The following is a 23,058-nucleotide window of genomic DNA, read 5'->3' as shown; positions in this document are numbered from 1 at the left end:
GCGGTCGCCGCCACGATTGGCCCGTCGAAACGATGAAACATTGAGACAAATCGTGAGTCAGTGTCTCACGCACGGCATGATGGAGACATGAAGGATGACGCGAACCTCGTCGAGACCGCCCCGCGCTCGGTGTGGCACGGCTGGGGAGACCCGCAGCTCAAGAAAGAACTCTCCCCGCTCGTCTGGCGCGGGTTGAAGCTCGCCAAGGGCATCGAACCGGCTGAGCAGGACACTCCGCCCGTCGCGCTCGACGACGTCGAGCTGCCCGCCTCCACCCTCGACGACGACGACCTCGCCGCCCTGCGCACACTCGTCGGCGACGCGCACGTCAGCGTCGAACGACGCGAGCGCATCGAGCACGCCGGGGGCAAGAGCTACCCCGACCTGTACCGGCTGCGCACCGGCGACGGCAGTCACGCGCCGGACGCCGTCGTGTTTCCCGCCGACGGCAGCGAGGTCGTCGAGGTGCTGCGCCTCGCCGCGCAGCGTGAGATCGCCGTCGTCCCGTTCGGCGGTGGCACGAGCGTCGTCGGCGGTGTCGACCCCGTGCGCGGTCGGTTCGCGAGCGTCATCAGTCTCGACCTACGGCGCCTCGACGCCGTCGTCAGCATCGACGAGACGTCGCGCACCGCGACGCTCCAGCCCGGGCTGCGCGGCGCCCAGCTCGAAGCCGTGCTGCGTCCGCGCGGACTCACGCTCGGACACTTCCCGCAGAGCTACGAACAGGCAACGCTCGGCGGATATCTCGTGACGCGCAGCTCCGGGCAGGCGTCCTCCGGGTACGGACGGTTCGAGCAGAACGTCGTCGCCGTCACCCTCGCCACGCCCGAGGGCGAGCTGACGCTCGGCGGGCGGACTCCCAGCTCGGCGACGGCCGCCGGGCCGAAGCTCATCGACGTGCTCATCGGCAGCGAGGGCACGCTCGGCGTCATCACCGAGATGACGCTGCAGCTGCACGAGGGACCGACCGAGTTCGCTTACGAGACCTGGGCGTTCGACTCGTTCACCGACGGGTTCGACGCGTTCCGGGCGCTCGCGCAGGATCTCGGCCACGGCGTCATGCCGGACGTCAGCCGCCTCTCCGACGGTGAGGAATCACGCACGATCCTGGCCCAGTCGGCGCGAGGGCTCGCGGCGATGGCGACCTTCGCCGCGCGCGGCGCCCGCGAGCCGTCGCTCGGGGTGCTGCGTTGGGAGGACACCGACCGCACCACCCTGCGTCGGCGCCGGCGACAGGCGCACCGCGTGCTGCGCGCGTCGGGTGCGCGACGTGCGCCCGCGTCGATCGCCGAGCACTGGATCAGCCACCGCTTCCGCGGGCCCTACCAGCGCGACCACCTCATGGATCGCGGCATCTTCGTCGAGACGCTCGAGACGGCGACGACGTGGGCGAACCTGCCGACGCTCTACCGCGCGGTGCGCGATGCGATCAGCGCCGAGATCGGCCCGCACGCCGTCGTCCAGTGCCACGTCTCGCACCTCTACGACGGCGGCGCCTCGCTCTACTACACGTTCTTCTGCCGCGAGGAGAGCGACCCGCTCGCCCAGTGGCGCCGCGTCAAGACGGCCGCGAGCGACGTCATCGCGGCACACGGTGGCACGATCACGCACCACCACGCCGTCGGCACCGACCACCGCGCCTGGGCCGCTGACGAGATGGGCGAGCTCGGCGCGCGCATCCTGCGCGCGGTGAAGAACGAGCTCGACCCGGCCGGAATCCTCAACCCCGGCAAGCTCGTTCCGCCGGTCGACGACGCCCCCGACGCGTGCGAGGCCGGGGCGTCATGACGCGGCCCGTCACCCTGGTCGTCAACCCGGCTGCGCGCAAGGGTGCGACGCTGCGCATGATCGATCCGGTGACGGACATCCTGCGCGCGCACGGTTGGCACGTCGACGTCGTGGTCACGCGGTCGGCGGACCACGCGTCGCAGGTCGCCGCGGACGCGAGCGTCGACGACCTGCTCGTCACGCTCGGCGGCGACGGGCTCTACGGGCGGGTGGCCGCGGGCGCCGTCGTCAGCGGCTGCCTCATGGCGCCGTTGCCCGCGGGGCGTGGGCACGACCTCGTCCGCGCACTCGGGGGCCCGGGCGACGTGCGACGCGCCGCGCAGCTGCTCGCCGTCGCGCGCGAACGCCGCCTCGACGTCGGACTGGCCGGCGACGGCGACCCGTCGACCGCCACGGTCTTCCTCGGTGTGGCGACGCTCGGCTACGACTCGATGGCGAACACGTACGCCAACGACGCTCCGCGCGCGGTGCCGAGTTCGCTCGTCTACGCCTACGGCGGCGCTCGAACGCTCGTGCACGCGCTGCCGCGACCGTTGACGCTCGTCGTCGACGGGGTGACGCACGAGTTCACCGGGTGGAACGTCGCGATCGGCAACTCGGGGCGATTCGGCGCCGGGATGCGCGTCAACCCCGACGCGTCGATGAGCGACGGGTTGCTCGACGTCACCGTGGTCACCGACATCCCACGCTGGCACTACCCGGCGATGCTGCCGCGCCTGTTTCGCGGCACCCATGTCGACGGGGTACGTGTTCGAGCGCTGCGCGGACGCGAGATCCGCGTCATCACGCCCCACGTCGGGGATGTCTATGCCGACGGCGACCTGCTCGAGGCGTCGCCGACGACGTTCCGTGCGCTGCCCGACGCCCTGCGCGTCCTCGTGCCGGCGCCCTGAGACGCCTGAGCGTCGAGCCGTCAGCGCCCGACGTAGGCCTCGACGCGCGCCGCGGCGAGCTTGCCGCTGACGAGCACCATCGGCACGCCGACACCCGGCACGGTGCCGGAACCGGCGAAGAATACGCCGGGGCGGCGGCGTTCGACGTTCGGCGGGCGGAACGGGCCGGTCTGCAGGAACGTGTGGCTGAGCGCGAACGGCGTTCCCGCGGCCATACCCTGCGCCTGCCAGTCGGTGGGATCGACGAACTCGTCGGTGACGATCGTCGTCGGGTAGCCGGCGTCATCGAGGAAAGCGAGCAGTTCCTCCTTCATGCGCGGCCGCTCGGCCGCCCAGTCGACACGCCCGACGTCGAGGTTGGGTGCGGGCTCGAGGACGTACAACGTCGAACAACCCTCCGGCGCGGCGGTGGCGTCGTCACGAGACGGAATGGTGACGAGCCGCGACGGGTCCTGCATCCGCGTGCCGCGCACGAGCAGATCGTCGAACGACTCCTCCCACGCCGTGCCGAAGTGGATGTTGTGGTGCGCGGCGTCGCTCGGCACACCCTCGACCCCGAGGTGCCAGACGACCGCGGACGGCGAGTACGTCGCACGCTTCAGGACGGCCGGCGGTTCGAGGTCGTCGAGCAGCGTGCGGTAGGCGATGGGCAGGTCGGTCGTGCAGACGATCGCGTCACACGGCAGCCGCTCGTCACCACTCGGGCCGAACATCTCGACCCCGGCGACGGCGCCGTCAGCGCGGGTGAGGATGCGCGTCACCGTCGTGTCGTAGCGCTGTTCGACGCCTGTGCGCCCGAGCGCACGCGCCATCGCCTCGGGCACCTCGCGCATGCCGCCGGCCGGGAACCAGACACCCTCGATCGAGTCCATGTACGTGATGACGGCGTACAGCGCGAGCGCCTTCTCCGGCGCGAGACCTGCATACATCGCCTGGAACGAGAAGATGCGGTGCAGGCGTTCGTCGTCGAAGCGCTCGCGGATGACGGGCCCGAGGTGACGGAACCCGCCGAGCCTCACGAGCCGCGCGGCTGCAGCCGGGTTGCGCAGCAGGTCGAGGGGTGAGTCGAAGTTCGCGTCGATGAAGTGCGGCATCTCGACCTCGTACAGCCGCCGCAGCCACGCGACGAAGTCGTCGAACGCCGCTGCGTCCTTCGCGCCGCACTCGCGCGCGATCTCCTCGCGCATCGCCTCGTGGCCGTGGCGGACGAAGATCGTCGAACCGTCCGCGTAGCAGGCGCGGTAGGCGGGGTCGAGCAGCGTCAGGTCGAGCACATCGTGTACGCCCACGCCGATCTGCGCGAGGGCTTCGTCGACGAGGTCGATCATCGTCAGGACGGTCGGGCCGGTGTCGAACGTGAACCCGTCCCGCTCGAGGCGGATGCCACGCCCACCCGCCTGCGCCTGCTTCTCGACGATGACGACGTCGTGCCCGGCGCCGCGCAGATGACAGGCTGCGGCCAGGCCGGCGAGGCCGGCTCCGATGACGACGACGCGACTCATGCGAGATCCTTCTCATCGAGGGGTTCGTGTTCTTCGTGCTGCGTGTGCTCGTGCGCGGTCTCATCGTGCGGGAGCGCGAGCGGCGAGAGGCCGTTCTCCCCCAGCTGCTCGGCGAGCAGCACGATCTGCTCGGCTGCCCACGGGCTGAGCAGCGCCGGAGTGCGACGCGCGAGGTGGACCGCGTCGGGCCAGGCGACCCAGGCCCACTCGCATACCTCGTCGGGGTGCGGTTCGAGCTGCGCCGGGTCGATGCGCCCCACCAGCACCGGGCAGATCTCGTGCTCGACGATGCCGGACGCGTCGACCGCACGGTAACGGTAGCTCGGCAGGACGACGCGCAACTGCGTCACATCCAGCCCGAGCTCTTCACGCACGCGCCGGCTCACCGCGTCCTGCGTGGGTTCGTCGGGGCGCGGATGCCCGCAACAGGTGTTCGTCCACACACCCGGCCACGCGACCTTCGTCAGCGCGCGACGGGTGAGCAGCAGGCGACCCGCGTCGTCGAGCAGGTAGCTCGAGAAGGCGCGATGCAGCGGCGTGTCACGGGTGTGCACCTCGGCGCGCGGGCACGTGCCGATCGCGGCGCCGTCATCGTCGAGCAGGACGACGACGTCGTCGGTCGCGGCCGGCACACCCCTAGTAGGAGCGGCGGGCGCGGCACCGAACGTCGCTTCCGCTGGCTTGCCGGGCGCGTCGATCATCGGCGTCTCGCGCATCGGGGGTGCTTCTTTCGAGTCGTCGGCGTGAGGTGCTGGATGATCCTGACGACGTTCACGCATCGCGCACCGCCAGTTCGTCGGCGAAACGCGTGAGTTCGTCACGCACCGCGCCCTGCGGCAGCGCCGCGAGAGCATCGAGGGCATCAGCGTGGCGATCGGCGATGCGGGCGACGGCCTGCGCGCGCACGCCCGCCGCGTCGAGGCGCTGCAACCAGGCGTGTGTCTCGGCCTCGTCGAGTGGTTCGCGACCCGGCGCCAGGCGTCGCGTCAGCTCGCCGTCGAGGGCCGAGTCGGCGAGGCCGAGGACGGTCGTCGGCTTGCGTTCGCGCAGATCCTCGCCCGCCGGTTTGCCCGTGACGGCGGGTTCGCCCCACAGGCCGATGATGTCGTCGGCGAGCGCGAACGCCTCACCGAGCGCGGCGCCGAATTGGCTCAGCCACGCCGGTGGCGCGCTCTCGCCGGCGAGCAACGCGCCGATCTCGAGGGGGCGCTGCACCGTGTACGCGCCCGACTTTGCGTGCGCGACGCGGCGTGTGCTCACCTCGTCGAGGCGTGCCTCGGCGGCGAAGACGAGGTCGAGCCGCTGGCCGGTGACGAGCTCGACGACCGCTGCGTCCCACGCGTCGGCCACGTGCTCCGGCAGAGCGCGGACGAGGCGGTTCGCGAGCGCGAACGCGAGATCACCGGCGAGAACGGCGACGCTGTCGCCGAGGCGCGCAGCGTCGGGGCCGTCGGGCTGAGCTGCGGCGGCTCTCACCTGGTGGTGCGCGGTCGGAGTGCCGCGTCGCGTGTCAGAGGCATCCATGACGTCGTCCTGCAGCAACCCGAACAGGTGCAACAACTCGAACGCCGCAGCGACACGAACGACAGCGTCGGTGGTCGCGGGGTCGTCGTCGGGGTTGGTGCACTCGCGCGCCGCCAGGTACCCGAGGCGGACGAGCCGGGGCCGCACGAGTTTGCCGCCGGCTGCGAGAAGATCACGCACGAGCGTCTCGAGCGACGATGCCTCGACCAGCGCTGACGAGGGCAGTCCGGCCGTCACCACACCGCCGGCGTCGGCCGCGAAGGCAAGGCTCTCGGCCAAGCGCGCCTGCACGGCGTCGAGAAAGCTGGCGGCATCGGTGAGACGGCACGCGTCGCTGCGGCGTCCTCCATCTCGACTCTCGGTGTCGCAGCGTCCCGCGGCGCGCCGCTCGAGCCCGAGTCCTTCGCGCCCGAAACGTCCGGCGTCGAGGGCGATGTCGTCCTGCCGTCCGCTCATCGGCCACGCCCTGACGAATCGCGACCTACCGTCGCGAGGCCACGCTCGCGCAGGCGCAGCGCCGCACGGGCGGCGCGCAGCGACCGCGGGAACCGCGCCCGCGTCGGCACGCTCCACAGCTCGTGCCCGGGCAACCCCCAGTGGCGCAGCAACGCGTTCGCGGCCTGGAAACCGGTCGTCGCCGCCCGCTCCATGAGCGCGACGGGCAGCTCGCAGCGCACGCCGTCACCGGCGAGGACGAGCTTCGGCTGCGGCGTGACGACGCCCGGGCGCGCGGCCCACTCGTCCGTACCGGCGAGGGGGCAGTCGGCCTCGACGAGCACCTCCTCGTGCACCGGCTCGCACCCGGTGAGCTCAGGGTGCAGGCGCTCGAGCTGATGTCGTAGGTCGGCGAGCACTTCGTCATCGGTGACGTCGTCGGGCACCGCGTAAGCATGCAGTTCGACGACGCTGCCGCAGCACCGCTCGGCCCACTGCGCGGCGCCGTCCTCGAGGTCGTGGACGAGCGAGACGTTGTCGAGATGGCCGTACGCGGCCGTGCCGACGAACGGCGCGCTGCCCGCCGCGACGGGGCGGTCGAACCACAGTCGCTGCACGATGAAACGAGGCGCCATCTCCCCGGTCAGCACGGACGCACGCCAGGCCTCGTCGCCGAGGTCGGTGCCGTCGACGAGACGCTGCAGCACGTCACGGCTCGTGGCGATGACGACGGCGTCGGCGCGGAGCGAGCCATGGGCATCGTCACGGTCGATGGCGAAGTCAAGGCGGCCGCGACTCGCCTCGTCGATACCCGCCGCACCCGCAGCAGCCGCGCCGGCGCTGACACGGAAACCCTCGCCGTCGCGCTCGATCGACTCGACGCGACAACCCGTCACGACGTGCGCGCCGAGGTCTTCGAGGTAGGAGCGCAGCGGTCGCCACATCGTCGTGTCGAAGTCGTCGCGGCTGACGTCGAACAGCAGCCCCTCGCCGGAACCGAGGAAGTACATGTGAAACATGGCGACGAGTTCGCCGGCGGAGAAGTCGCGCGGGTCGGCGAAGAAGCTGCGTGCGAACACCTCGAGCGCGAGCGAGCGCATGCGCTCGGGGAATCGCAGCGCGTCGAGGGCGTCGGCGGCGCTCACCCCGTCGTAGCGCGAATACGTGGCGGGGAAGTCGACGTCGAGCAGGTCGAGGGCGCGGTCGGCGTCGACGCGCGACAGGTCGCGCAGACCGAACGAGGGGCTGCGGGCGACGAACGACAGGAAGTTGAGCGGCGGCCTCGTCGCGATCTGCGTGAACGAATCCTGCGTACCGTCCGCGTGACGCAGCGGGTAGTCCGCGACGGGCCGCAGACATTCGAGGCCCGGGTCGACGCGGCGCAGCAGCGCGCGCAGGTTGTAGTACTGGCGGAAGAACGCGTGAAACCCGCGGCTCATCGTCGCTCGATCGTCCGGGGCGCCCGACGCGTCAGCGCCCGGGGTCGGCACGTCGACGGGCCAGCTGCGCACTCGGCCACCGAGGCTGCTTTCTGCCTCGATGAGCGTGACGCGCACGCCGCGCTCGGCCAGCCCGACGGCGGCGCTGATGCCGGCAATCCCACCACCCACGACGACGACGTGGGGGGCCGCGGCGTCCGCCACCCTCGACGCAGCAGGGCCACCCCGACCGTCAGGCTCATGCCGTTCGGCCGCCGCATCACGTCCGGGGCGCCACGGCGGCACCCGTCGCAGCCCCGCCGTGAAGGCCTCGATCGTCGCGCTCATCGTGCGTTCTCCTTTCGGCGGCGGCCGTGGTGTTCCCACAGCAGGATCGTCAGCGTCACCATCGAGAAGCCGAACCCGAAGTCCTCGATCGGGATGTCCCACGGAAAGCGGATGCCGAGGAACTGATCGCGCCCGTAGAGGACGATCGGGTCGCTCAGCTTCGTCAGCCAGCCGTCGACGAGGATCTGGAACGCGAACACGATGACCATCGAGCACCAGTAGCGCGCCGAGGTGAAGATGCCGGTGCGCCAACGCCCTTCGAGAGCGACGACGCCGATCATCGACGCGACGGTCAGCACGGTGTACTCGGGCACGTCACACCTCCCTCGACGGGCGATGATCGCCTCGCGCGGACGAGCCATCAGCCGCCACATGGCGTCCCTCGCCCGCCCGCCCGTCCGAATCGACCCGGGCGAGAGCACTTCTCGCGCTCCCGCTCGAGCGCCACGAGGCGAGCAGGCGCAGGCAGAACCCGACGGCTCCGTACGTCAGCAGCCCGCAGATCGGGATGACGACGAAGAACACGAGCTCCTCGATCGGCATCGGGGTGAGCGGCACATCCCAACCCGACGTGAACCGCGGCGAGTACGACCAGTGATCGCGCACGATCCCGACGATGTCCCACACACTGAACAGCACGACGACGGGCAGCAGCGCCGCGAGCAACCGTCGCGGGCGTGAGTACACGCGGGCGCGCAGGACGAGTTCGAGCGGCAGCGTGATGAGCAGGCATCCACCCATGAGCAGCAGGTACTGATAGGGATCCCAGGACGCGGGCAGGCTCATGTCGCCCACCCCACCACGACGTCGGCCGCCGTCACGACTGCCCGTCCCTCGCGAAACCCGAACGCAGTTCGTAGCGACGCTCCGCGTACTCGAGGTCGTCGACCCACAACTGGCCCTGCGTGCGCAGCACGAGCGGGCGGATGAGCGGCGCGAATGCCCGCGCCGCACGGAAACCGGGGCGCTCGGAGTGCGCGATCGTCGCCTCGTGAATGACGCTGCGAGCCGGCTGCTCGGCGCTCGCCGGCTGCACGCACGTCGCGTGGGTCTCGACGGTGCTGCCGACGCCCTCGCCGTCGATGATCGTCATCGTGATCGTGCGGCTGTCGGCGCACGTGAACGCCGCGCGCACCGGAACGCCGTAGGTGTGGTTGAGGCGGAACGTCACGTCGGTGACGAGGCAGTCGTCGTCGCTCGCGTCCTCGTCGACGACGAGGTGGCTGAACGCGTATGGGTGGAACCAGGCCCCGTGCCACGGGTCGAGGCGATTCGCGATGACGTCGGACGTCTCGCAGCGCGCTTCACGCGTGTAGACCGCGACGAGCGCCTCGTCGAGTGGAGCGCGCGGGGGCAGCACCGGCGCATCGCTCGGCGTCTCGCCGTCGCTGGGCAACCGCACCCAGAACAGGACGCCGTCGTCGTGCGCGGGGTAGGTGAGCCATTCGCCCGGCCACTCGCTCGGCAGCCGCAGCCCGTGCCAGCGGCACAGCACGTCGCCGTCATCGGTGTGGCAGTTCTCCAGCAGCGCACCCATGTGCGGGCACGCGCCCGGCCCCGCGAGCGCCGAGCCGTCGGTGCCGCGCCACAACGCGATCTCGCGTCCGAGGATCGTGCGCACCGTCGAACGCCCCGCGACGACGTCCGTGCTCGCCGCCGCGACGTGCCAGCCACCCGCGTCCTGGGCGAGGGCGCGCGCCAGCATCCGCTCGATGCGGGGCACCGCGGCCTGACGCCACGTCGAGCGAATCTGCTCCTCCGGCGGCTGCGGGACGCGTCGGATCGGGTTGCGCCGCGCGATCTCGGCACGCAGTTCGGCGCGGTTGCGGGGCGGGCGTCTCATCTGCGGCTCCTTCGGCGAGTTTCGGTGGGCGAGGGGGTGCGGTGGGTCGAGCCGGTCTCCATCGTCGGGTGCACCTCGCTCATGACGCGGATGACGTCACGGCCGGCTCGTTCGCCACGGCCGATGACGAGGGCGCGACCGGCGCCGCAGTTCGGGCGCGTCCGGTGACGACGACGGCTCCCGCGATGGCGCTCTTGCGTGCTGCGGAGACGCGGTGGCGCGTGCTGAACACGTCGTAGTCGGCCGCCTCGATGAGGCACAGGATGCGTGAGTACATCGCGAGCGCCGCGCCGACGCACCGTCGCGACGAGGCAGGCAGGTGCGGCAGACCGGCTTCGGCGTCGTGGAACAGCGCGCGGTTTCGGGCGATCTGCTCGGCCATGAACGCGCGCCACTGCGGGGTGACGCGGCGCAGCCACGGGTCGGCGCCGTGCGCGGCGAGTTCGTCGGCGGGCAGGTAGACGCGACCGCGTTCGAGGTCTTCGCCGACATCGCGCAGGAAGTTCGTCAGCTGGAACGCGAGCCCCAGCGCGCGGGCCGGAGCGAACGCGACCTCCCGCGAGCGCGGGCGCAGCACAGGCAGCATCATCTCGCCGATGACGGCGGCCGAGCCCTCCATGTACTCGTCGCGCAGCTGAGGCCACGACGCCCACAACGTGCGGACGAGATCGAGCTGCATGGCGCCGAAGAAGCGGTCGTAGCAACCGGAATCGAGGTCGAGACGCCGGGCGGTGTCGACGATGGCGGCGAACAACGGGTCGTCGCTGCGCCCCGCGGCGAGGTCGGCCTGGAAGCGCTGTTCGAACTGCGCGAGACGCTCCCCCGGCGGCAACGATGCGTCGAGGCCGTGCCCGGTGGCCTTGTCGGGCTCGTCGACGATGTCGTCGGCCAGGCGGCACAGGGCGTACAGGCCGTAGACGTCGCGGCGCTGCTGCGGCGGCAGGAACAGCGTCCCCCAGTAGTACGTCGTGCCGTGCATGCGGGTGATGTCGCGCGCCTGGCGGTAGCCATGCGTGAGGAGGGCCTCGGGGTCTGTCACGAGTGCCTCCACGGGTGACGGGGTGTGAACGTCCATCGGCCGGTCGCAGGTGAGGGGGACCTGCTCGCGGGTCCGAACCATGAGCATAGCCGCCGACGCGCCGATGCGAGCGCCCCGGAGGCGTTGGAAAATCACGGAATTCGACCATGGGGGTTGGCGTTTGCGACCGTGCCGCGGCGACTCTGCGGGCCCGTTCGTGCCGTCGTGGCGGCACTACGATGAGGGCACCCGTCCGGCTATTCGAAGGTGTGCCATGCGATTCCGACGCCCGCGCGAACGCGACGCGAGCACCGAAACCCCGTGCGTTCACCCGTCGGAGCGGGCTGCATGAGGGTCGTCATCGCCGCCGCCGGCAGCCGCGGCGACGCCGTCCCGTTCGGGGTGCTCGCCGCGCGTCTCGTCGCCCGTGGGCACGACGTCACCGTCGTCACCCACGCGTCGCTCGCGCACGTCATGCCGGACGGCCCGCGCGTCGTGACGGTGGCGAGCGATCCGGGTGCCCTCCTCGCCGGCCCGGCGGGCACCGCACTGCGGCGTGGTGATCTGCGCGCGCTCAACCGCACGCGCAACGTGTTCGCCGAGTTCCTGCAGTCGTTCGGGCCGACCACGCGTGAGGCGCTCGCGGGCGCCGACGTCCTCGTCGCCTCGAGCTTCGCGATCGCCGCCGTCGACGAGGCGATGCGCGCCGACGTCCCCGTCGTCCGCGCGCACCTGTGGCCCGAGTTCGACAGGCTCGACGGGCCGATGCCGCTGCTGCCGTACGCGTGGACGCTGCCCACCGGTGTGCGGCGTCGCGCGCGTGGAGCGCTGCGGCGCGTCGAACCGTACTTCGCGGGCGTCGACGGCGGATGGGCCGACGGCCGACTCGACCTGCGCGCCGCCCACCCCACGGGCCTGACGACGGCGACTCTTGGCTCGCTGCACGCGTACAGCCCGCTGCTCGCCGAGCCGGTGGACGACTCCCGCACTGTCGTCACGGGGTGGTGGCGCGAGGCGCCGCACGAGGGCTTGTCGGAGCGCACCCGGGCGCTGCTCGCCTCCGGCGACGAGTGGATCGCCGTCGGGTTCGGCTCGATGCACCAGAACTCACCGGGCCGCGTCGTCGACGTCGTCACCGAGGCGTGCCGGAGACTCGGCGTGCGCGCGCTCGTCCAGCTCGACGGTGCGCCGCGCGAGGCGGATGGCGTCGTCGTCGGCATCGATGACGAGCCGCACCACGCGCTGTTCGCGCAGGTGCGCGCCGTCGTCCACCACGGCGGGTCGGGGACGACGGGTACCGCGCTCGCCGCGGGCGCGCCCAGCGTCGTCGTCCCGCACTTCGCCGACCAGTACCACTGGGCGCACCGCCTCCACACGCTCGACCTCGCACCCGCGCCGCTGCCGCGTCGATTGCTCACCGCGGGGTTGCTGACGCGTCGGCTGCGCGCGGCGATGAGTGCTGGAATGCGCGAGCGTGCAGTGGATCTCGGACGCCAGGTGGCGACCGAGGACGGCGCGGGCGTGGCCGTCGCCGCCATCGAACAGTTCGTCGGCGGGGCATGACGTGACGCCGTCCGCGTCGAGTTCATCGAGGTGGCGTGTGTCGGCGCGGTTCGTCGAGGCGCAGCCGTGGTGGCGCCCCGGTGCTCCGGCAGCGCTGGCCGTCATGATCGTGCTGCTCGCGACGGCGTCGCGCCACGGTTTTCACGGCGACGAGCTGTACTTTCGCATGTTGCCGCCCGCGTGGTGGTACGACGATCAGCCGCCGCTCACCGTCTGGCTCGCGCACGCAGCGGCGTCGGTGAGTGACGCGGTGTGGGTGCAACGGCTGCCGGCCGCGCTCGCGGCGGGGGCGGGCGCGCTCGTCGCGGGGCTGTTTCCGCGGCTTCTCGGCGCTGATGTGAGGGTGCAGCGCATCGCCGCGTGGGCGCATGCGTTCACCGTCTATCCGCTGCTCATGGGGCACGTCATGCTGACGGCGAGCCTCGATCTGCTCGCGTGGCAGCTCGTCGTGCTCGGTGTCGTCGCTGCGCTGACGGGGCGTCGCCATGCGCTGACGTGGGCCGGCGCGGCGGCTGGGGTGGCGTGCTGGAACAAGCTGCTCGTCCTCGTGCTCGTCGCGGCGGTCTTCGTCGCGCTCGCCGCGTGCGCCCGGTGGGTGCTGCGCACCCGTGACGCCTGGTGCGGCGCCGCGTTGCTCGTCGCGGTCGGCGGGTTCCAAGTGGGGGCGCAGATCGTTCACGGCGTGCCGATGCTCGACGTCTCGGCCGACGTCGTCGCCCGCGATGGCGCGCTCAACCGATGGCTCGTCGTGCCGCTGCTCGTCGTGTTCGTCGGACCGCCGTTCGTGCAGGTCGCGTGGCGGGGGTTGTGGTGGCACCCGGGAAGTCGTCGTGCCGCCCACCCCGGAGCTGACGGCGGCGACGACGGCGGTGGGCACGCCGAGGCGAACGGCTGGCGCAGCGGTCCCGCTGACGACGCCCGCGTCAAGGCGTTCGGCGGCGTCACGAACGATCCTTTCTCCACCGACGACGGTCACGCCGGCCGCATCGCCCCGGACCCACCACAACAGCGCACCGGGCCCGTGCTCGCCGTCATGGCCGCGATCGTCCTCGTGTTCGCGCTCGTCTCCCCTGCGCAGCCCTACTACGCGGTCGCGGTGTTCTTGCCGCTTGTCGCGGTCGGCTGGGCGCGGGCGGCTGCGGACGAGGAGCACGTGTGGCGGCGCGCGCCCATCGTCGTGACGGCGAACGCCGTCGTCGCAGCCCTCATCTGCCTACCGATCGTGCCCGCTTCGTCACCGGCGTTCTCCATCGTCTCCGCCCTCGACCCCATGCAGCGCGACCAGACCGACTGGCCGTCACTCGCCGCCCAGATGGCGACAGCCCGTCCGACGGGTGCGGCCATCGTCACCGATTCGTATGCCCTCGCCGGAGCTGCACATCAGTACGGCCCTGCGCTCGGGGTGCCGCGTGCCGACGTCGCCTCGTGGCACAACGCGCTCTGGAGCCTCGGGCCGCCACGCAGCGACGGGGACACGCACGACGTCCTCGCCGTCGGTGGGGACGAGCACCGCATCCGTGCGGCGTTCACACGCTGCGACCCCGCTGGACGGCTCATCGCGCCGCACGACCCGTTCGGCCTCGACGGCACGACGATGCTGCGATGTTCCGACCCGCGAGGAGGATGGGGCGCCGTCTGGCCGACGTTGCGCCGCCTCGGCGGTTGAGGCGCACTCCCCCACTCCTCGTGTGGCGCGGCGCGCGTCCAAGGCCGCGATGTTGCCCACTTCTTGGGGCGCGGGCGCCGTGACACCCGGGCAACATCGAGGGAGGCGGGGTGTGTCAGGGTGCGGTGATGTCGCGCGGGCGTCGCAGCAGGTCGAACGCCACGACGACGAGAGCAACTGCGAGCGCCAGCAGCGAGACGCCCTCCGCCACCCCGCGCGGGATGGGCGCCGGCGCCGGCATGACGTGGTCGAGACTCATGAGCGACGACACGGCACCCAGCGCCCCGAGCGCGCGCGTCAGCGTGTGACGGGGCTCGCGCTCGCTCGCGAACCGATCGTGATCCCCTCGTGAGTCGGCCGACCGCACCCCCACCAGCCCATGTGCGAGCAACAGGACGGACGGCGCCGGCAGCGCGAGCACGCCGCCCACCATGTGCACCCCGATGGCTCCGTCAGCGGGAAAGACCGCGACCCACACGAGTCCGACGCCGAGGCAGACGAGCGCCGCCGTCAGCAATCGTCCGAGTCGATCGTGCGTCAGAACCCCCGCCGTCAGGATGCAGGCTCCTGCGACGCCCACGGCGACGTTGAAGAGGTCGGCGCGCGGCGAGCAGACCCAGAATCCGTGCCAGTCGCGGCAGATCGTGCGTCCGAGGTCGCTGATCATCGCGCGCCGCCAGGAGAACGACGCACCCCGAGCATGCACCGCCGCGACGTACGCGCCCACGCACAGCACGAGCCCGAGGACGAGCAATGCCGCCGCCGAACGCTCGCGCCGAGCCGAGCGGCGCTCGGCTCGGAGCGGCGGGTGCGAGGGCTCGCCCTGAGGTTCGGACACGTCGAGGAGTGTAGGCCGCAGCCGCCCAGCCCCCTCGTGGGCGCCGGCAGGCTGGAATGACGGCGAACCGTTCCCCACGCACCGCGGCGCTCAGGTGCGCCCGCATGAGCGGCGCAGCTGACGCCCGCGCTGAGCAACCCCGCTGTGACCGGCGCCGCTGACGCCGACGTCAGGTAGGACTATCCTGAAATTCCAACGTGATCCACGCGCATTCCTCGATGAAACGGATGGACTTCATGACCTCTCGCCTCGCCCTCGTCACCGGGGCCACCGGATACGTCGGCGGCCAGGTGGCCGCTGAACTCGTCGAGCGGGGATGGCGCGTGCGCGTGCTCAGCCGCAGCGAGAAGAAGGTGCGTGCGCTGCCGTGGGGCGAGCACGTCGAGGTCGTCGAGGGTGACGCGTCCGAGGCCTCCGACGTCGCGCGCGCCATGGAGGACGTCGACGTCGCCTGGTACCTGCTGCACTCGATGAGCACGTCCGACGACTTCGTCTCCGAGGAGAAGGAGATGGCCTCGACGTTCGCCGACGCCGCCCACGACGCCGGCGTCTCGCGCATCGTCTACCTCGGTGGCCTGCACCCGGACGACGAGGACGTCGAGCAGTTGTCCGACCACCTGCGCTCGCGCGTCGAGGTGGGCCACGTGCTCATCGACTCCGGCGTTCCGACGGCGGCGCTGCAGGCGGGCGTCGTCATCGGTGACGAGTCGTCGTCATTCATCATGCTGCGCAACCTCAGCGAGCGCCTGCCCGGCGCGATCGCGCCGAAGTGGATCAAGAACCGCATCCAGCCGATCGCCGTCGCCGACGCCGTGCACTATCTCGTCGGTGCCGCCGACCTGCCCGCCGACGTCAGCCGCACCTTCGACATCGGCGGCCCCGAACCGATGCCGTACGGCGACATGATGAAGCGCTACGCGAAGGCGACGAAGCGCTGGCTGCCGCGCATCGTGGGCACCGCGCCGGTGACGACGGCCGGACTCGCCGGGCACTGGATCGGCCTCGTGACGCCCGTCTCCAGCAGCCTGGCGGCGCCGCTCATCGGCAGCCTGCAGCACGACACCGTCGTCCACGAACGCGACCTCGACGACCTCGTCGGCGCACCTCCGGGCGGTCACACGACGTTCGAGGATGCCGTGCGCGCGGCCGTGAAGGACCTCGACACCTCGCGCTGGGTACGCACGCTCGGGCTGACGTCCGCCGCCGTCGCCGCGACCGCCGTCGCCGGCTCGCTGCTGACCGACCCGAAGTCGGCGTGGTACCGCACGCTGCGCAAGCCTGCGATCCAGCCGCCGCCCGCCGCGTTCCCGATCGTGTGGAGCGCGCTCTACACCGACCTCGCGCTCATCTCGAGCCTGACGATCGCCGACCTCGCCGAGACGGGCCGCACCAAGGAACAGCGGGCGTACATCGCGGCGCTCGCCGCGAACCTGGCCCTCAACGTCGGCTGGAACGGCACGTTCTTCGCCGCGAAGAAGCTGCGTCCGGCGGTGCTGGAGGCTGCGGTGCTCGCCGCCAGCTCGGCCGACCTCGTGCGCCGCGCGCACAAGGCCTCGCCGGAGAAGGGCGTCGTGCTCGCGCCGTACGCGGCGTGGACGGGGTTCGCCACCGTCCTCAGCGCGGTCATCGCCCGTCGCAACCCGGGACGCTGATGGCGACATCGCACCGCTCACCTCGCCACGTCTTCGGCGCCGCGCTCGCAGGGGCACGCGACGTCGAACTACGTGACGCCGGGGCCGATCCCGTGCCCGAGCATCGTCTCGGGGCGACGCGGGTCATCATCGGCGCGACGGGCGTCGCGGCCGCCGTCGCACTGTCGTGGTCGCTCAATCTCGAGCCGGGGCAGGCCCTGTTCTACCCGGCGACGTTCCTCGTCGCCGTCATCTACGGAGCGGGGATCTTCGCGGCCGGCCGGGTCGGCGCGACCAGGCTGCGCTGGCGCGCTGACGGACGCGAACTGCTCGAGGCGTTCGGCATCGGCATCGCGTTGGCGCTGTTGTTCGTCGTCGGCGCGTTTCTCGTGCGCTTCATCCCGGCGCTGCGCGACCCCGTCTCGCACCTGCTCGACCATGCCCGCAAGGGCAGCCTGCCGATCGTCGCACTGACGACGGCCGTCAACGGCATCGCCGAGGAGGTGTTCTACCGAGACGGGCTCTGGCGCGTGCTGTCGCCGAGGAAGCGCGTGCTGTGGACGACCGTCGCCTACACCGCCGTCACGGCCCTCACCGGCATTCCGCTGCTCGCACTCGCCGCGGCGATGCTCGGCTTCGTCGTCGCCGTGCTGCGTCAGCAGTCGGGCTCGCTCGCGGGGCCGATCGTCACGCACCTGACGTGGTCGATGCTCATGCTGTTCGTCCTGCCGCACGTCGTGTAGTGAGATCGGCCGCCCGACGCCCTTGACGTGAGTGTCCCCCCGCTGCGATCTACGGTGGATGTCAACCTGTGGTGCCAGGCTGGCACTCAGGGCGGCGTCGGGGGACGGTCGCGGCGGATCTCGAGTGATACGCCCGTCGTCAGACTGAGCGTCAGCGATTTTCGCCCGACATCGCGTCGGCAGCGACGCGATGTCGGGGAACATCACGACGTGGGGCGCTCCCCAGCGTCACCACGAATGTCATCGTCAGCGCCACCGCCGGCAAAGATGATCCTGACGGGCCCGCGAGCTGTCTCGTCGACGGCCTTGCCCTTCTGGGTGACGAGCACCTCGCCGGCCGCTCGCATTCGATGCGCCACGGCGCGGACGGCGGGCATGAGGTCGCGCCACCCGTCATCGCCGTTCGTCGCATCGCTGCCCCCGGTGGTGGTCGACTCGCCTCCGACTTGGGTCGCCGTCTCGTGGCCACTCGCCTTCGAAATACCGCCGCCATGGATGTCAGTGTGCGCGCCGCTGCCGACCACGCGCGCGACGTCGCTGGGGCAGATGCTCTTGCCGGCGCGATGACGCAGCAGCGCACGGATCGTCGCTTCGATGCGGACATCGCGTTCGTCGTCGGACGGAGTAGTCCACCATTCGTAGCCCCGCTCGCCGAGAGCGATCTTGGCCTCCTGCACGCGCGGTCGGGCGTGCTCGGCGTCCGTGCGCACGAGGCGACGGGCGGCCATCAGTTCGTCGACGAGTTCTTGCCGCAGCTTCGGCGGGATGCCGGGGTCGGACGCGCGCCAGCGTCGACCGTTCACGACGATGTAGCGACCGTCCGGGGTGCGCTCGGGTTCACTCACCCGCCCACTGTGACGGCCCACGCCGCCGCGTGTCCACCGGAGCACGTCTGACATGCCCGCGCCGATGAAGACGGGGCTGCCTCGCGCCGCCTCCCCCGGGCCTGGCTCATGTCGGCGGCACCGTCTGACTGCAGATGCGCGATGCACTTGTCAGGCCGAGGGACGATCGTTGCCCGGATTGGCGTCGAACATGACGCGAATCCGGGCAACGATGATCCGTCAACGGGCGAGCCTGCGGGTAGGGTGACGGCGCCCGCCCTCGGTCGCGTTCACTGTGTCGTGCTCAGTGTCGTAGCCGATGAGATCGCCTCCAGGAGAAGCCATGATTCGTGTCGCGTCGGTTCCGGCCGATCACCCCTACGTCGCGCACCTCTCCCCGACCGGCGAGACACCAGGCGACGGGTGCGACGAGGTGATCCGCCTGCCCGACCCGCCCGTCATCGCTGACGACGGCTCGACGCGCTGGTGGCCGCCGCGCATCCTCGATCCGGCCTGGCTACGCGAGCATGCCGGCGAGTTCGACGTGCTGCACGTCCACTTCGGGTTCGAGTCGTTCAGCCCTGAGCACCTGCGCGAGGTCGTCGACGTGGCGCACGAGCTGGGCAAGGGCGTCGTCGTCACGGTGCACGACCTGCGCAACCCGCACATCAAGGACCCGGCGGCGCAGCTCAGCCGACTCGACGCGCTCGTGCCGGCGGCTGACGCCGTCATCACGCTGACGCAGGGCGCGGCTGATGCGATCCAGGCTCGCTGGGGTCGCGACGCCGTCGTCGTGCGCCACCCGCACATCGTGCCGCTGGACGTCATGGCCGCGCTCCTGCTCGATGACACTTCCTCTCGGACGAACCGCGCCGACGCGCGGTCGAGCGACGACAGCACAGCGGCGCCCGCGCGAAATGATCGTCGGCGAATCGGCTTGCACCTCAAGAGTCTTCGCACGAACGTAGACGCAGCGGGAGCGCTCGACGCGCTCGCCCTCGTCGCCGATGAGCGGCCTGACGTCGAGATCGTCGTGACGATGCACCGCGACGTGGCGGACCCAACCGATCGCGGTCACGACGCCTGCGTCGTCGAGCGCGCCGAGGCGCTGGCGGCGCGCGGCGCCATCACGCTCGTCCTGCACGAGCCGATGGATGACGCGACGCTGTTCGCGTTCGTCGGCGGCCTCGACGTCAGCGTCATGGCGAACGTCTGGGGCACCCACTCGGGGTGGATCGAGATGTGTCACGACCTCGGCGTGCGCGTCGTGGCACCGAACATCGGGTTCTACGGCGAACAGCACGCGCCCGTCCTCTACGATCTCGCGGGCCGGGGCGATGAGGCCGAGGACGGTGCGGCCGCGAGTGAGGACGCCACCGTCGACGCTCGCAGGCTTGCCGACACGATCCTGGTCGCCGTCGACCAAGGGCGCGCTGCCCCGGCCGACGTCGCCGCACGCCGCGACGAACGCGATGCCGGAGCACGCGTTCACTCCGAGATCTACCGCGCCAGCATTCCCACTCGTTGACGCGACGTCGCCCCTGGCGCGTCTGTGAGCGACATACGTCGTGTGCCTGAATGTGCACGAAATTCGCGATCTTCGTCCACCTCTGCGAGCCGCGTCCCGGTCTGCGAATCCTCGTCACATCGGCGATGTCGTGGTCACCACCGCTGCCCCGTCGCCCCCCGCGGACCCTACGACGCCCCAGTCGCGCCGTTGACCCGTCGGCCAATCGTCAGTGCGGCACCGAGCTGTTCTCCGCTGACGCCGTCGTCGCCACGGTGCTCGCCACGGGCGCCGACGAGTCCGCGGTGGCCTCCGGGCCTCGAGCCCGCTGCGTCTGACGACGTTCCGCGAGATGCTCGCGGGCTTCGAGGGCACGTCGCGCTCCGGGCACGATGTCGCGTTCCCAGGTGCCGAGGTGGGTGACGTCCTCGCCACCGAAGGAACGCTTGAAGGCGCTGAATCCCGCCCAGGGATGGTTCGGCTCGTCCGGTGGTGCGAGGCCGAACAGGTCAGCGGTCCGAATGCCTGCGTCGTGGGCGTCGAGCAGCGCGCGCGTGATGAGGGGCTGGTTCGGACGCAGTTTTCGATGCTCCACGGGCATCGCGGCGTGGGCGAAGAGCCGCTGGGTGGGGCTGTCGTAGACGAGGGTGGCGCACAGCGGGGCGCCGTCCTTCCACGTCGAGTAGAGGGTCGCCGCGTCCACCGGCATCATCGCGGAAGCCACCGCATGCAGGTAGCTGGTCGAGCGGACGACGATGTGCTTGTGCCCAGCAGCCTGCGACAGGAACGCGGCGAGGATGGTGACGTCGTCCGGGTTGCGGCTCGTCCGCACCTCCAGGCCCTTCTTCGCGTGGTTGCGGTGAATCGTGCGGATGCTGCCCGTCGCCGCGGCAAGGATGGCGTCCGGGCCCGCAGTCAGGTCGATGAGGCGAGTGTGCTTCGGTTGGTGATCGTGCAGCGCCGGGTGAAATCTGTCGGCCTCGAGCACGTCCCGCCACAGCGGCAGGTCCGACCAGAGGGCCTCGCGTTCGCTGCTGCGCGGCTCGACGCGAACCCACCAGGCTCGCCGTCGACGAGCATGGGCGTGGATGGCGCGCAAGGCGTCGTCGAGTGCGCCCGCGTCACGGCAGATCGGCCCGTACGGCACGTACAGGTAGGAGCCGACCGCGCGCTTCTCCTCGACGCACAGTGCCGACCACCCGTCTCCCTGCAGTGTCGACGTCGGCTTGCCGAGCTTGCGTTGGACCTTGGCCCATGCGTCGGTCTGCAGTGGCGATTCGAGCGAGAACATTCGAGGTTCCGATCATCGGGGCGATAACGGGCTCTTCACGAACGAGGGTGTAATCGGTTGAGCGCGTCGGTGGCCGGGTAGGGGTCGAGGTCTCCCGGATGATGGAAGTTCTTCACGCTCGCCATCCCGAAAGACCTCGACGTGCTCCACCCTACTTTCGCGACCCCTGACCTGACCACGTTCTGCCGCCTCGACGAGCTCGGCCTCGTCGCCGTCGGCCAGCTGATCGAGCCGGATCGGGCCACGATCGAATGCCGCGTCGTCGGGGACGACCCGTGGTGTCGGAAGTGCGGTGTCGAGGGCGTGCCGCGGGACACGGTCACGCGTCGACTGGCGCACGAGCCGTTCGGGCACCGGCCGACGATCCTGCTGGTGCGGGTGCGCCGGTACCGGTGCGGACACTGCCGGCGCACGTGGCGGCAGGACATGACGCGGGCAGCGGCGCCGCGTGCGAAGATCTCCCGCGGCGGCCTGGAGTGGGCGCTGCGGGGCATCGTCATCGACCACCTCACCGTCACCCGCGTCGCCGCAGGTCTCGGGGTGTCCTGGAGTGCCGCGAACACCGCCGTCCTCGCGGAAGGCAAGCGGCGCCTGATCGACGACCCCGCCCGGTTCGACGGGGTCACCACGATCGGTGTCGACGAGCACGTCTGGCGACACACGAGGCTGGGCGACAAGTACGTCACCGTGATCATCGACCTCACGCCCGCGAGGAACAAGACCGGGCCGGCGAGGCTGCTGGACATGGTCGAGGGCCGCTCCAAGGCGGTGTTCAAGCAGTGGCTCGCCGCCCGCCCTGCGGACTGGGCGAAGCGGATCGAGGTGGTCGCGATGGACGGCTTCGCCGGGTTCAAGACCGCTGCCGCCGAGGAACTCCCCGACGCCGTCCCCGTCATGGACCCGTTCCACGTGGTCCGCCTCGCCGGCGACGCGCTGGATGTCTGCCGGCGTCGGGTCCAGCAAGACACCACCGGTCACCGCGGGCTCAAGGGCGACCCGCTCTACAAAGCCCGCCGCACCCTGCATACCGGGGCTAGCCTGCTCACCGACCGGCAGCGGGCACGCCTGGACGCAGTGTTCGCGAGCGAGGAGCACGTCGAGGTCGAGGCGACCTGGGGCATCTACCAGCGCATCGTCGCGGCCTACCGGGAGCCCGACAAGAAGAAAGCGAAGGCGATGATGCAGGAGGTGATCGCTGCGATCAGCAGCGGCGTTCCCGCGGTGCTCGTCGAGGTCCGCAAGCTCGGCCGGACCATGAAGCAGCGGGCGGGCGACATCCTCGCGTTCTTCGACCGCCCCGGCACCAGCAACGGCCCGACCGAGGCCATCAACGGGCGACTCGAACACCTCCGCGGCTCCGCCCTCGGCTTCCGCAACCTCACCCACTACATCGCTCGGTCGCTGCTCGAAGCCGGAGGGTTCAGACCCGCGCTACACCCTCATTCGTGAAGAGCCCGATAACGCTCAGGCGATGTGCAGCACGGACGGAGACCGCGAGGCAACTTCTCGACCGTATCGCGAGACTCACCCCCTGACCGCGCATCCTGAGCCTTCGGCATGTCACCCGGTTGCCGCTGATCGCCGATGGGGAGAGAGTGAGACCATGCTCCCCGCCGAACTGCCGAACCTGGGGGACGGACGTGTCACCCTTCGCGCTTTCGTGAACGATGACGTGGATCTGGTTCGCAGCGTTGCCCGCGACCCGCTGATTCCCCTCATCACGACCGTCCCCGCGAGCGGTTCCCATGACGACGCGCTGAGTTACATAGCGCGTCAGCACGAGCGACTACGGACCGGCGCCGGGTACTCCTTCGCCATCACCGACCAGCACGATCAGTGCATCGGCAACATCGGCCTGTGGCTCAGCTCCATCCACCAGGGGCGTGCCTCGACGGGGTACTGGCTGGCGCCGGCGTTCCGGGGACGCGGCTACGCGAAGCGCGCACTCGCCATCCTGAGCGGTTGGGCCGAGACGCTCGAAGACGTGGCCCGCCTCGAGCTCTACGTCGAGCCGTGGAATGAGGCGTCATGGCGTTGCGCCGAGGCCTGTGGTTTCGAACGCGAAGGACTGCTGCGTTCCTGGCAGCAGGTGGGCGATTCGCGCAAGGACATGTTCATGTACAGCCGCATCCGCGTCGATGAAAGCGCCCAGGCTGAGGCCTCCCCGCGGAGCGGCGGCGGCGACGGCGCGTAGTCGGCCCGTCCGCGCTCTTCGTCTCGGTGGCG

Annotated in this window: 20 protein-coding genes; 9 read left to right on the top strand and 11 right to left on the bottom strand. The window is 71.0% G+C overall.

What is annotated here, in order from left to right:
• The first annotated feature begins 87 nt into the window (after positions 1-87).
• Positions 88-1,788 (top strand): FAD-binding oxidoreductase, encoded by a 1,701-nt coding sequence (locus tag EDC82_RS02165; protein ID WP_062256465.1) that lies wholly within the window; start codon positions 88-90, stop codon positions 1,786-1,788.
• A complete protein-coding gene (locus EDC82_RS02160) occupies positions 1,785-2,681 on the top strand; it encodes a diacylglycerol kinase family protein (protein WP_131940461.1) in 897 nt (298 codons plus the stop codon). Before EDC82_RS02165 ends, EDC82_RS02160 begins: the two co-directional genes overlap by 4 nt.
• 20 nt (positions 2,682-2,701) lie before the next feature.
• Here EDC82_RS02160 and crtI read toward each other — a convergent pair whose 3' ends face one another.
• The 8 genes from crtI to EDC82_RS02120 all read right to left on the bottom strand — a co-directional run bounded on the left by crtI (position 2,702) and on the right by EDC82_RS02120 (position 10,790).
• The gene (crtI, locus tag EDC82_RS02155; RefSeq protein ID WP_131940459.1) at positions 2,702-4,183 is read right to left on the bottom strand and encodes a phytoene desaturase family protein; all 1,482 of its coding nucleotides are present in this window, start codon (positions 4,181-4,183) and stop codon (positions 2,702-2,704) included.
• Entirely contained in the window at positions 4,180-4,899 is a 720-nt protein-coding gene (gene idi, locus EDC82_RS02150; protein ID WP_074046427.1) for an isopentenyl-diphosphate Delta-isomerase, read from the bottom strand. Before idi ends, crtI begins: the two co-directional genes overlap by 4 nt.
• Before the next feature lie 55 nt (positions 4,900-4,954).
• Complete coding sequence (locus tag EDC82_RS02145; RefSeq protein WP_115296604.1) at positions 4,955-6,163, bottom strand: polyprenyl synthetase family protein; 1,209 nt, start codon at positions 6,161-6,163, stop codon at positions 4,955-4,957.
• Entirely contained in the window at positions 6,160-7,908 is a 1,749-nt protein-coding gene (locus tag EDC82_RS02140) for an FAD-dependent oxidoreductase (protein ID WP_131940457.1), read from the bottom strand. Before EDC82_RS02140 ends, EDC82_RS02145 begins: the two co-directional genes overlap by 4 nt.
• Positions 7,905-8,222: a lycopene cyclase domain-containing protein gene (locus tag EDC82_RS02135; protein ID WP_038566746.1), complete on the bottom strand. Its 318-nt coding sequence runs from the start codon at positions 8,220-8,222 to the stop codon at positions 7,905-7,907. The genes EDC82_RS02140 and EDC82_RS02135 overlap by 4 nt, the downstream gene beginning before the upstream one ends.
• 1 nt (position 8,223) lies before the next feature.
• Entirely contained in the window at positions 8,224-8,694 is a 471-nt protein-coding gene (locus tag EDC82_RS02130; protein WP_040014990.1) for a lycopene cyclase domain-containing protein, read from the bottom strand.
• Between the two features lie 31 nt (positions 8,695-8,725).
• Positions 8,726-9,751 (bottom strand): DUF5914 domain-containing protein, encoded by a 1,026-nt coding sequence (locus tag EDC82_RS02125; protein WP_062256476.1) that lies wholly within the window; start codon positions 9,749-9,751, stop codon positions 8,726-8,728.
• Positions 9,752-9,830: 79 nt separating this feature from the next.
• Positions 9,831-10,790 carry a phytoene/squalene synthase family protein gene (locus EDC82_RS02120; protein WP_131940455.1) on the bottom strand — a complete coding sequence of 320 codons (960 nt, stop codon included), beginning with the start codon at positions 10,788-10,790 and terminating at the stop codon, positions 9,831-9,833.
• Positions 10,791-11,117: 327 nt separating this feature from the next.
• On the opposite strand from EDC82_RS02120, the gene EDC82_RS02115 reads away from it, so the two are divergent.
• Together EDC82_RS02115 and EDC82_RS02110 are read left to right on the top strand one after the other, a co-directional pair.
• The gene (locus EDC82_RS02115; protein ID WP_074039752.1) at positions 11,118-12,332 is read left to right on the top strand and encodes a glycosyltransferase; all 1,215 of its coding nucleotides are present in this window, start codon (positions 11,118-11,120) and stop codon (positions 12,330-12,332) included.
• A gap of 37 nt (positions 12,333-12,369) precedes the next feature.
• Positions 12,370-13,998 carry a glycosyltransferase family 39 protein gene (locus EDC82_RS02110; RefSeq protein WP_131940453.1) on the top strand — a complete coding sequence of 543 codons (1,629 nt, stop codon included), beginning with the start codon at positions 12,370-12,372 and terminating at the stop codon, positions 13,996-13,998.
• 115 nt (positions 13,999-14,113) lie between these two features.
• Here the strand turns inward: EDC82_RS02110 and EDC82_RS02105 are convergent, their stop codons facing one another.
• The gene (locus tag EDC82_RS02105; RefSeq protein WP_040014964.1) at positions 14,114-14,836 is read right to left on the bottom strand and encodes a hypothetical protein; all 723 of its coding nucleotides are present in this window, start codon (positions 14,834-14,836) and stop codon (positions 14,114-14,116) included.
• 236 nt (positions 14,837-15,072) lie between these two features.
• Here EDC82_RS02105 and EDC82_RS02100 point away from each other — a divergent pair, with 236 nt between their 5' ends.
• A complete protein-coding gene (locus tag EDC82_RS02100; protein WP_131940451.1) occupies positions 15,073-16,488 on the top strand; it encodes a tryptophan-rich sensory protein in 1,416 nt (471 codons plus the stop codon).
• Positions 16,488-17,210: a CPBP family intramembrane glutamic endopeptidase gene (locus EDC82_RS02095; protein ID WP_131940449.1), complete on the top strand. Its 723-nt coding sequence runs from the start codon at positions 16,488-16,490 to the stop codon at positions 17,208-17,210. The genes EDC82_RS02100 and EDC82_RS02095 overlap by 1 nt, the downstream gene beginning before the upstream one ends.
• A gap of 203 nt (positions 17,211-17,413) precedes the next feature.
• On the opposite strand, the gene EDC82_RS14845 is transcribed toward EDC82_RS02095, so the two are convergent.
• On the bottom strand, positions 17,414-18,055 hold the full coding sequence (locus EDC82_RS14845) for a DUF3253 domain-containing protein (protein ID WP_235006071.1): 642 nt from the start codon (positions 18,053-18,055) through the stop codon (positions 17,414-17,416).
• A gap of 322 nt (positions 18,056-18,377) precedes the next feature.
• Here EDC82_RS14845 and EDC82_RS02080 point away from each other — a divergent pair, with 322 nt between their 5' ends.
• Positions 18,378-19,562, top strand: coding sequence for a glycosyltransferase (locus tag EDC82_RS02080; protein ID WP_160126171.1), 1,185 nt, complete (start codon positions 18,378-18,380; stop codon positions 19,560-19,562).
• Positions 19,563-19,770: 208 nt separating this feature from the next.
• Here EDC82_RS02080 and EDC82_RS02075 read toward each other — a convergent pair whose 3' ends face one another.
• Positions 19,771-20,832 carry a GNAT family N-acetyltransferase gene (locus EDC82_RS02075; protein ID WP_131940445.1) on the bottom strand — a complete coding sequence of 354 codons (1,062 nt, stop codon included), beginning with the start codon at positions 20,830-20,832 and terminating at the stop codon, positions 19,771-19,773.
• 141 nt (positions 20,833-20,973) lie between these two features.
• Between EDC82_RS02075 and EDC82_RS02070 the strand changes: the two genes are divergently transcribed.
• On the top strand, positions 20,974-22,281 hold the full coding sequence (locus EDC82_RS02070) for an ISL3 family transposase (protein WP_131940254.1): 1,308 nt from the start codon (positions 20,974-20,976) through the stop codon (positions 22,279-22,281).
• Positions 22,282-22,435: 154 nt separating this feature from the next.
• A complete protein-coding gene (locus tag EDC82_RS02065) occupies positions 22,436-23,026 on the top strand; it encodes a GNAT family N-acetyltransferase (RefSeq protein ID WP_062256493.1) in 591 nt (196 codons plus the stop codon).
• Positions 23,027-23,058: the final 32 nt, after the last annotated feature.

Origin of the sequence: Dermacoccus sp. SAI-028 (genome assembly GCF_004346775.1) — a bacterium.
GTDB classification, from domain to species: Bacteria; Actinomycetota; Actinomycetes; order Actinomycetales; family Dermatophilaceae; genus Dermacoccus; species Dermacoccus nishinomiyaensis.
Note: the sequence above shows the minus strand (reverse complement) of the source record. Positions and strands in the feature narration are given on the sequence as shown.

Coding starts and splice junctions, on each gene's coding strand:
- EDC82_RS02165 (WP_062256465.1), top strand. CDS start 88: ATGAAGGATGACGCGAACCTCGTCGAGACCGCCCCGCGCTCGGTGTGG.
- EDC82_RS02160 (WP_131940461.1), top strand. CDS start 1,785: ATGACGCGGCCCGTCACCCTGGTCGTCAACCCGGCTGCGCGCAAGGGT.
- crtI (WP_131940459.1), bottom strand. CDS start 4,183: ATGAGTCGCGTCGTCGTCATCGGAGCCGGCCTCGCCGGCCTGGCCGCA.
- idi (WP_074046427.1), bottom strand. CDS start 4,899: ATGCGCGAGACGCCGATGATCGACGCGCCCGGCAAGCCAGCGGAAGCG.
- EDC82_RS02145 (WP_115296604.1), bottom strand. CDS start 6,163: ATGAGCGGACGGCAGGACGACATCGCCCTCGACGCCGGACGTTTCGGG.
- EDC82_RS02140 (WP_131940457.1), bottom strand. CDS start 7,908: ATGAGCGCGACGATCGAGGCCTTCACGGCGGGGCTGCGACGGGTGCCG.
- EDC82_RS02130 (WP_040014990.1), bottom strand. CDS start 8,694: ATGAGCCTGCCCGCGTCCTGGGATCCCTATCAGTACCTGCTGCTCATG.
- EDC82_RS02125 (WP_062256476.1), bottom strand. CDS start 9,751: ATGAGACGCCCGCCCCGCAACCGCGCCGAACTGCGTGCCGAGATCGCG.
- EDC82_RS02115 (WP_074039752.1), top strand. CDS start 11,118: ATGAGGGTCGTCATCGCCGCCGCCGGCAGCCGCGGCGACGCCGTCCCG.
- EDC82_RS02100 (WP_131940451.1), top strand. CDS start 15,073: ATGACCTCTCGCCTCGCCCTCGTCACCGGGGCCACCGGATACGTCGGC.
- EDC82_RS02095 (WP_131940449.1), top strand. CDS start 16,488: ATGGCGACATCGCACCGCTCACCTCGCCACGTCTTCGGCGCCGCGCTC.
- EDC82_RS02080 (WP_160126171.1), top strand. CDS start 18,378: ATGATTCGTGTCGCGTCGGTTCCGGCCGATCACCCCTACGTCGCGCAC.
- EDC82_RS02075 (WP_131940445.1), bottom strand. CDS start 20,832: ATGTTCTCGCTCGAATCGCCACTGCAGACCGACGCATGGGCCAAGGTC.
- EDC82_RS02065 (WP_062256493.1), top strand. CDS start 22,436: ATGCTCCCCGCCGAACTGCCGAACCTGGGGGACGGACGTGTCACCCTT.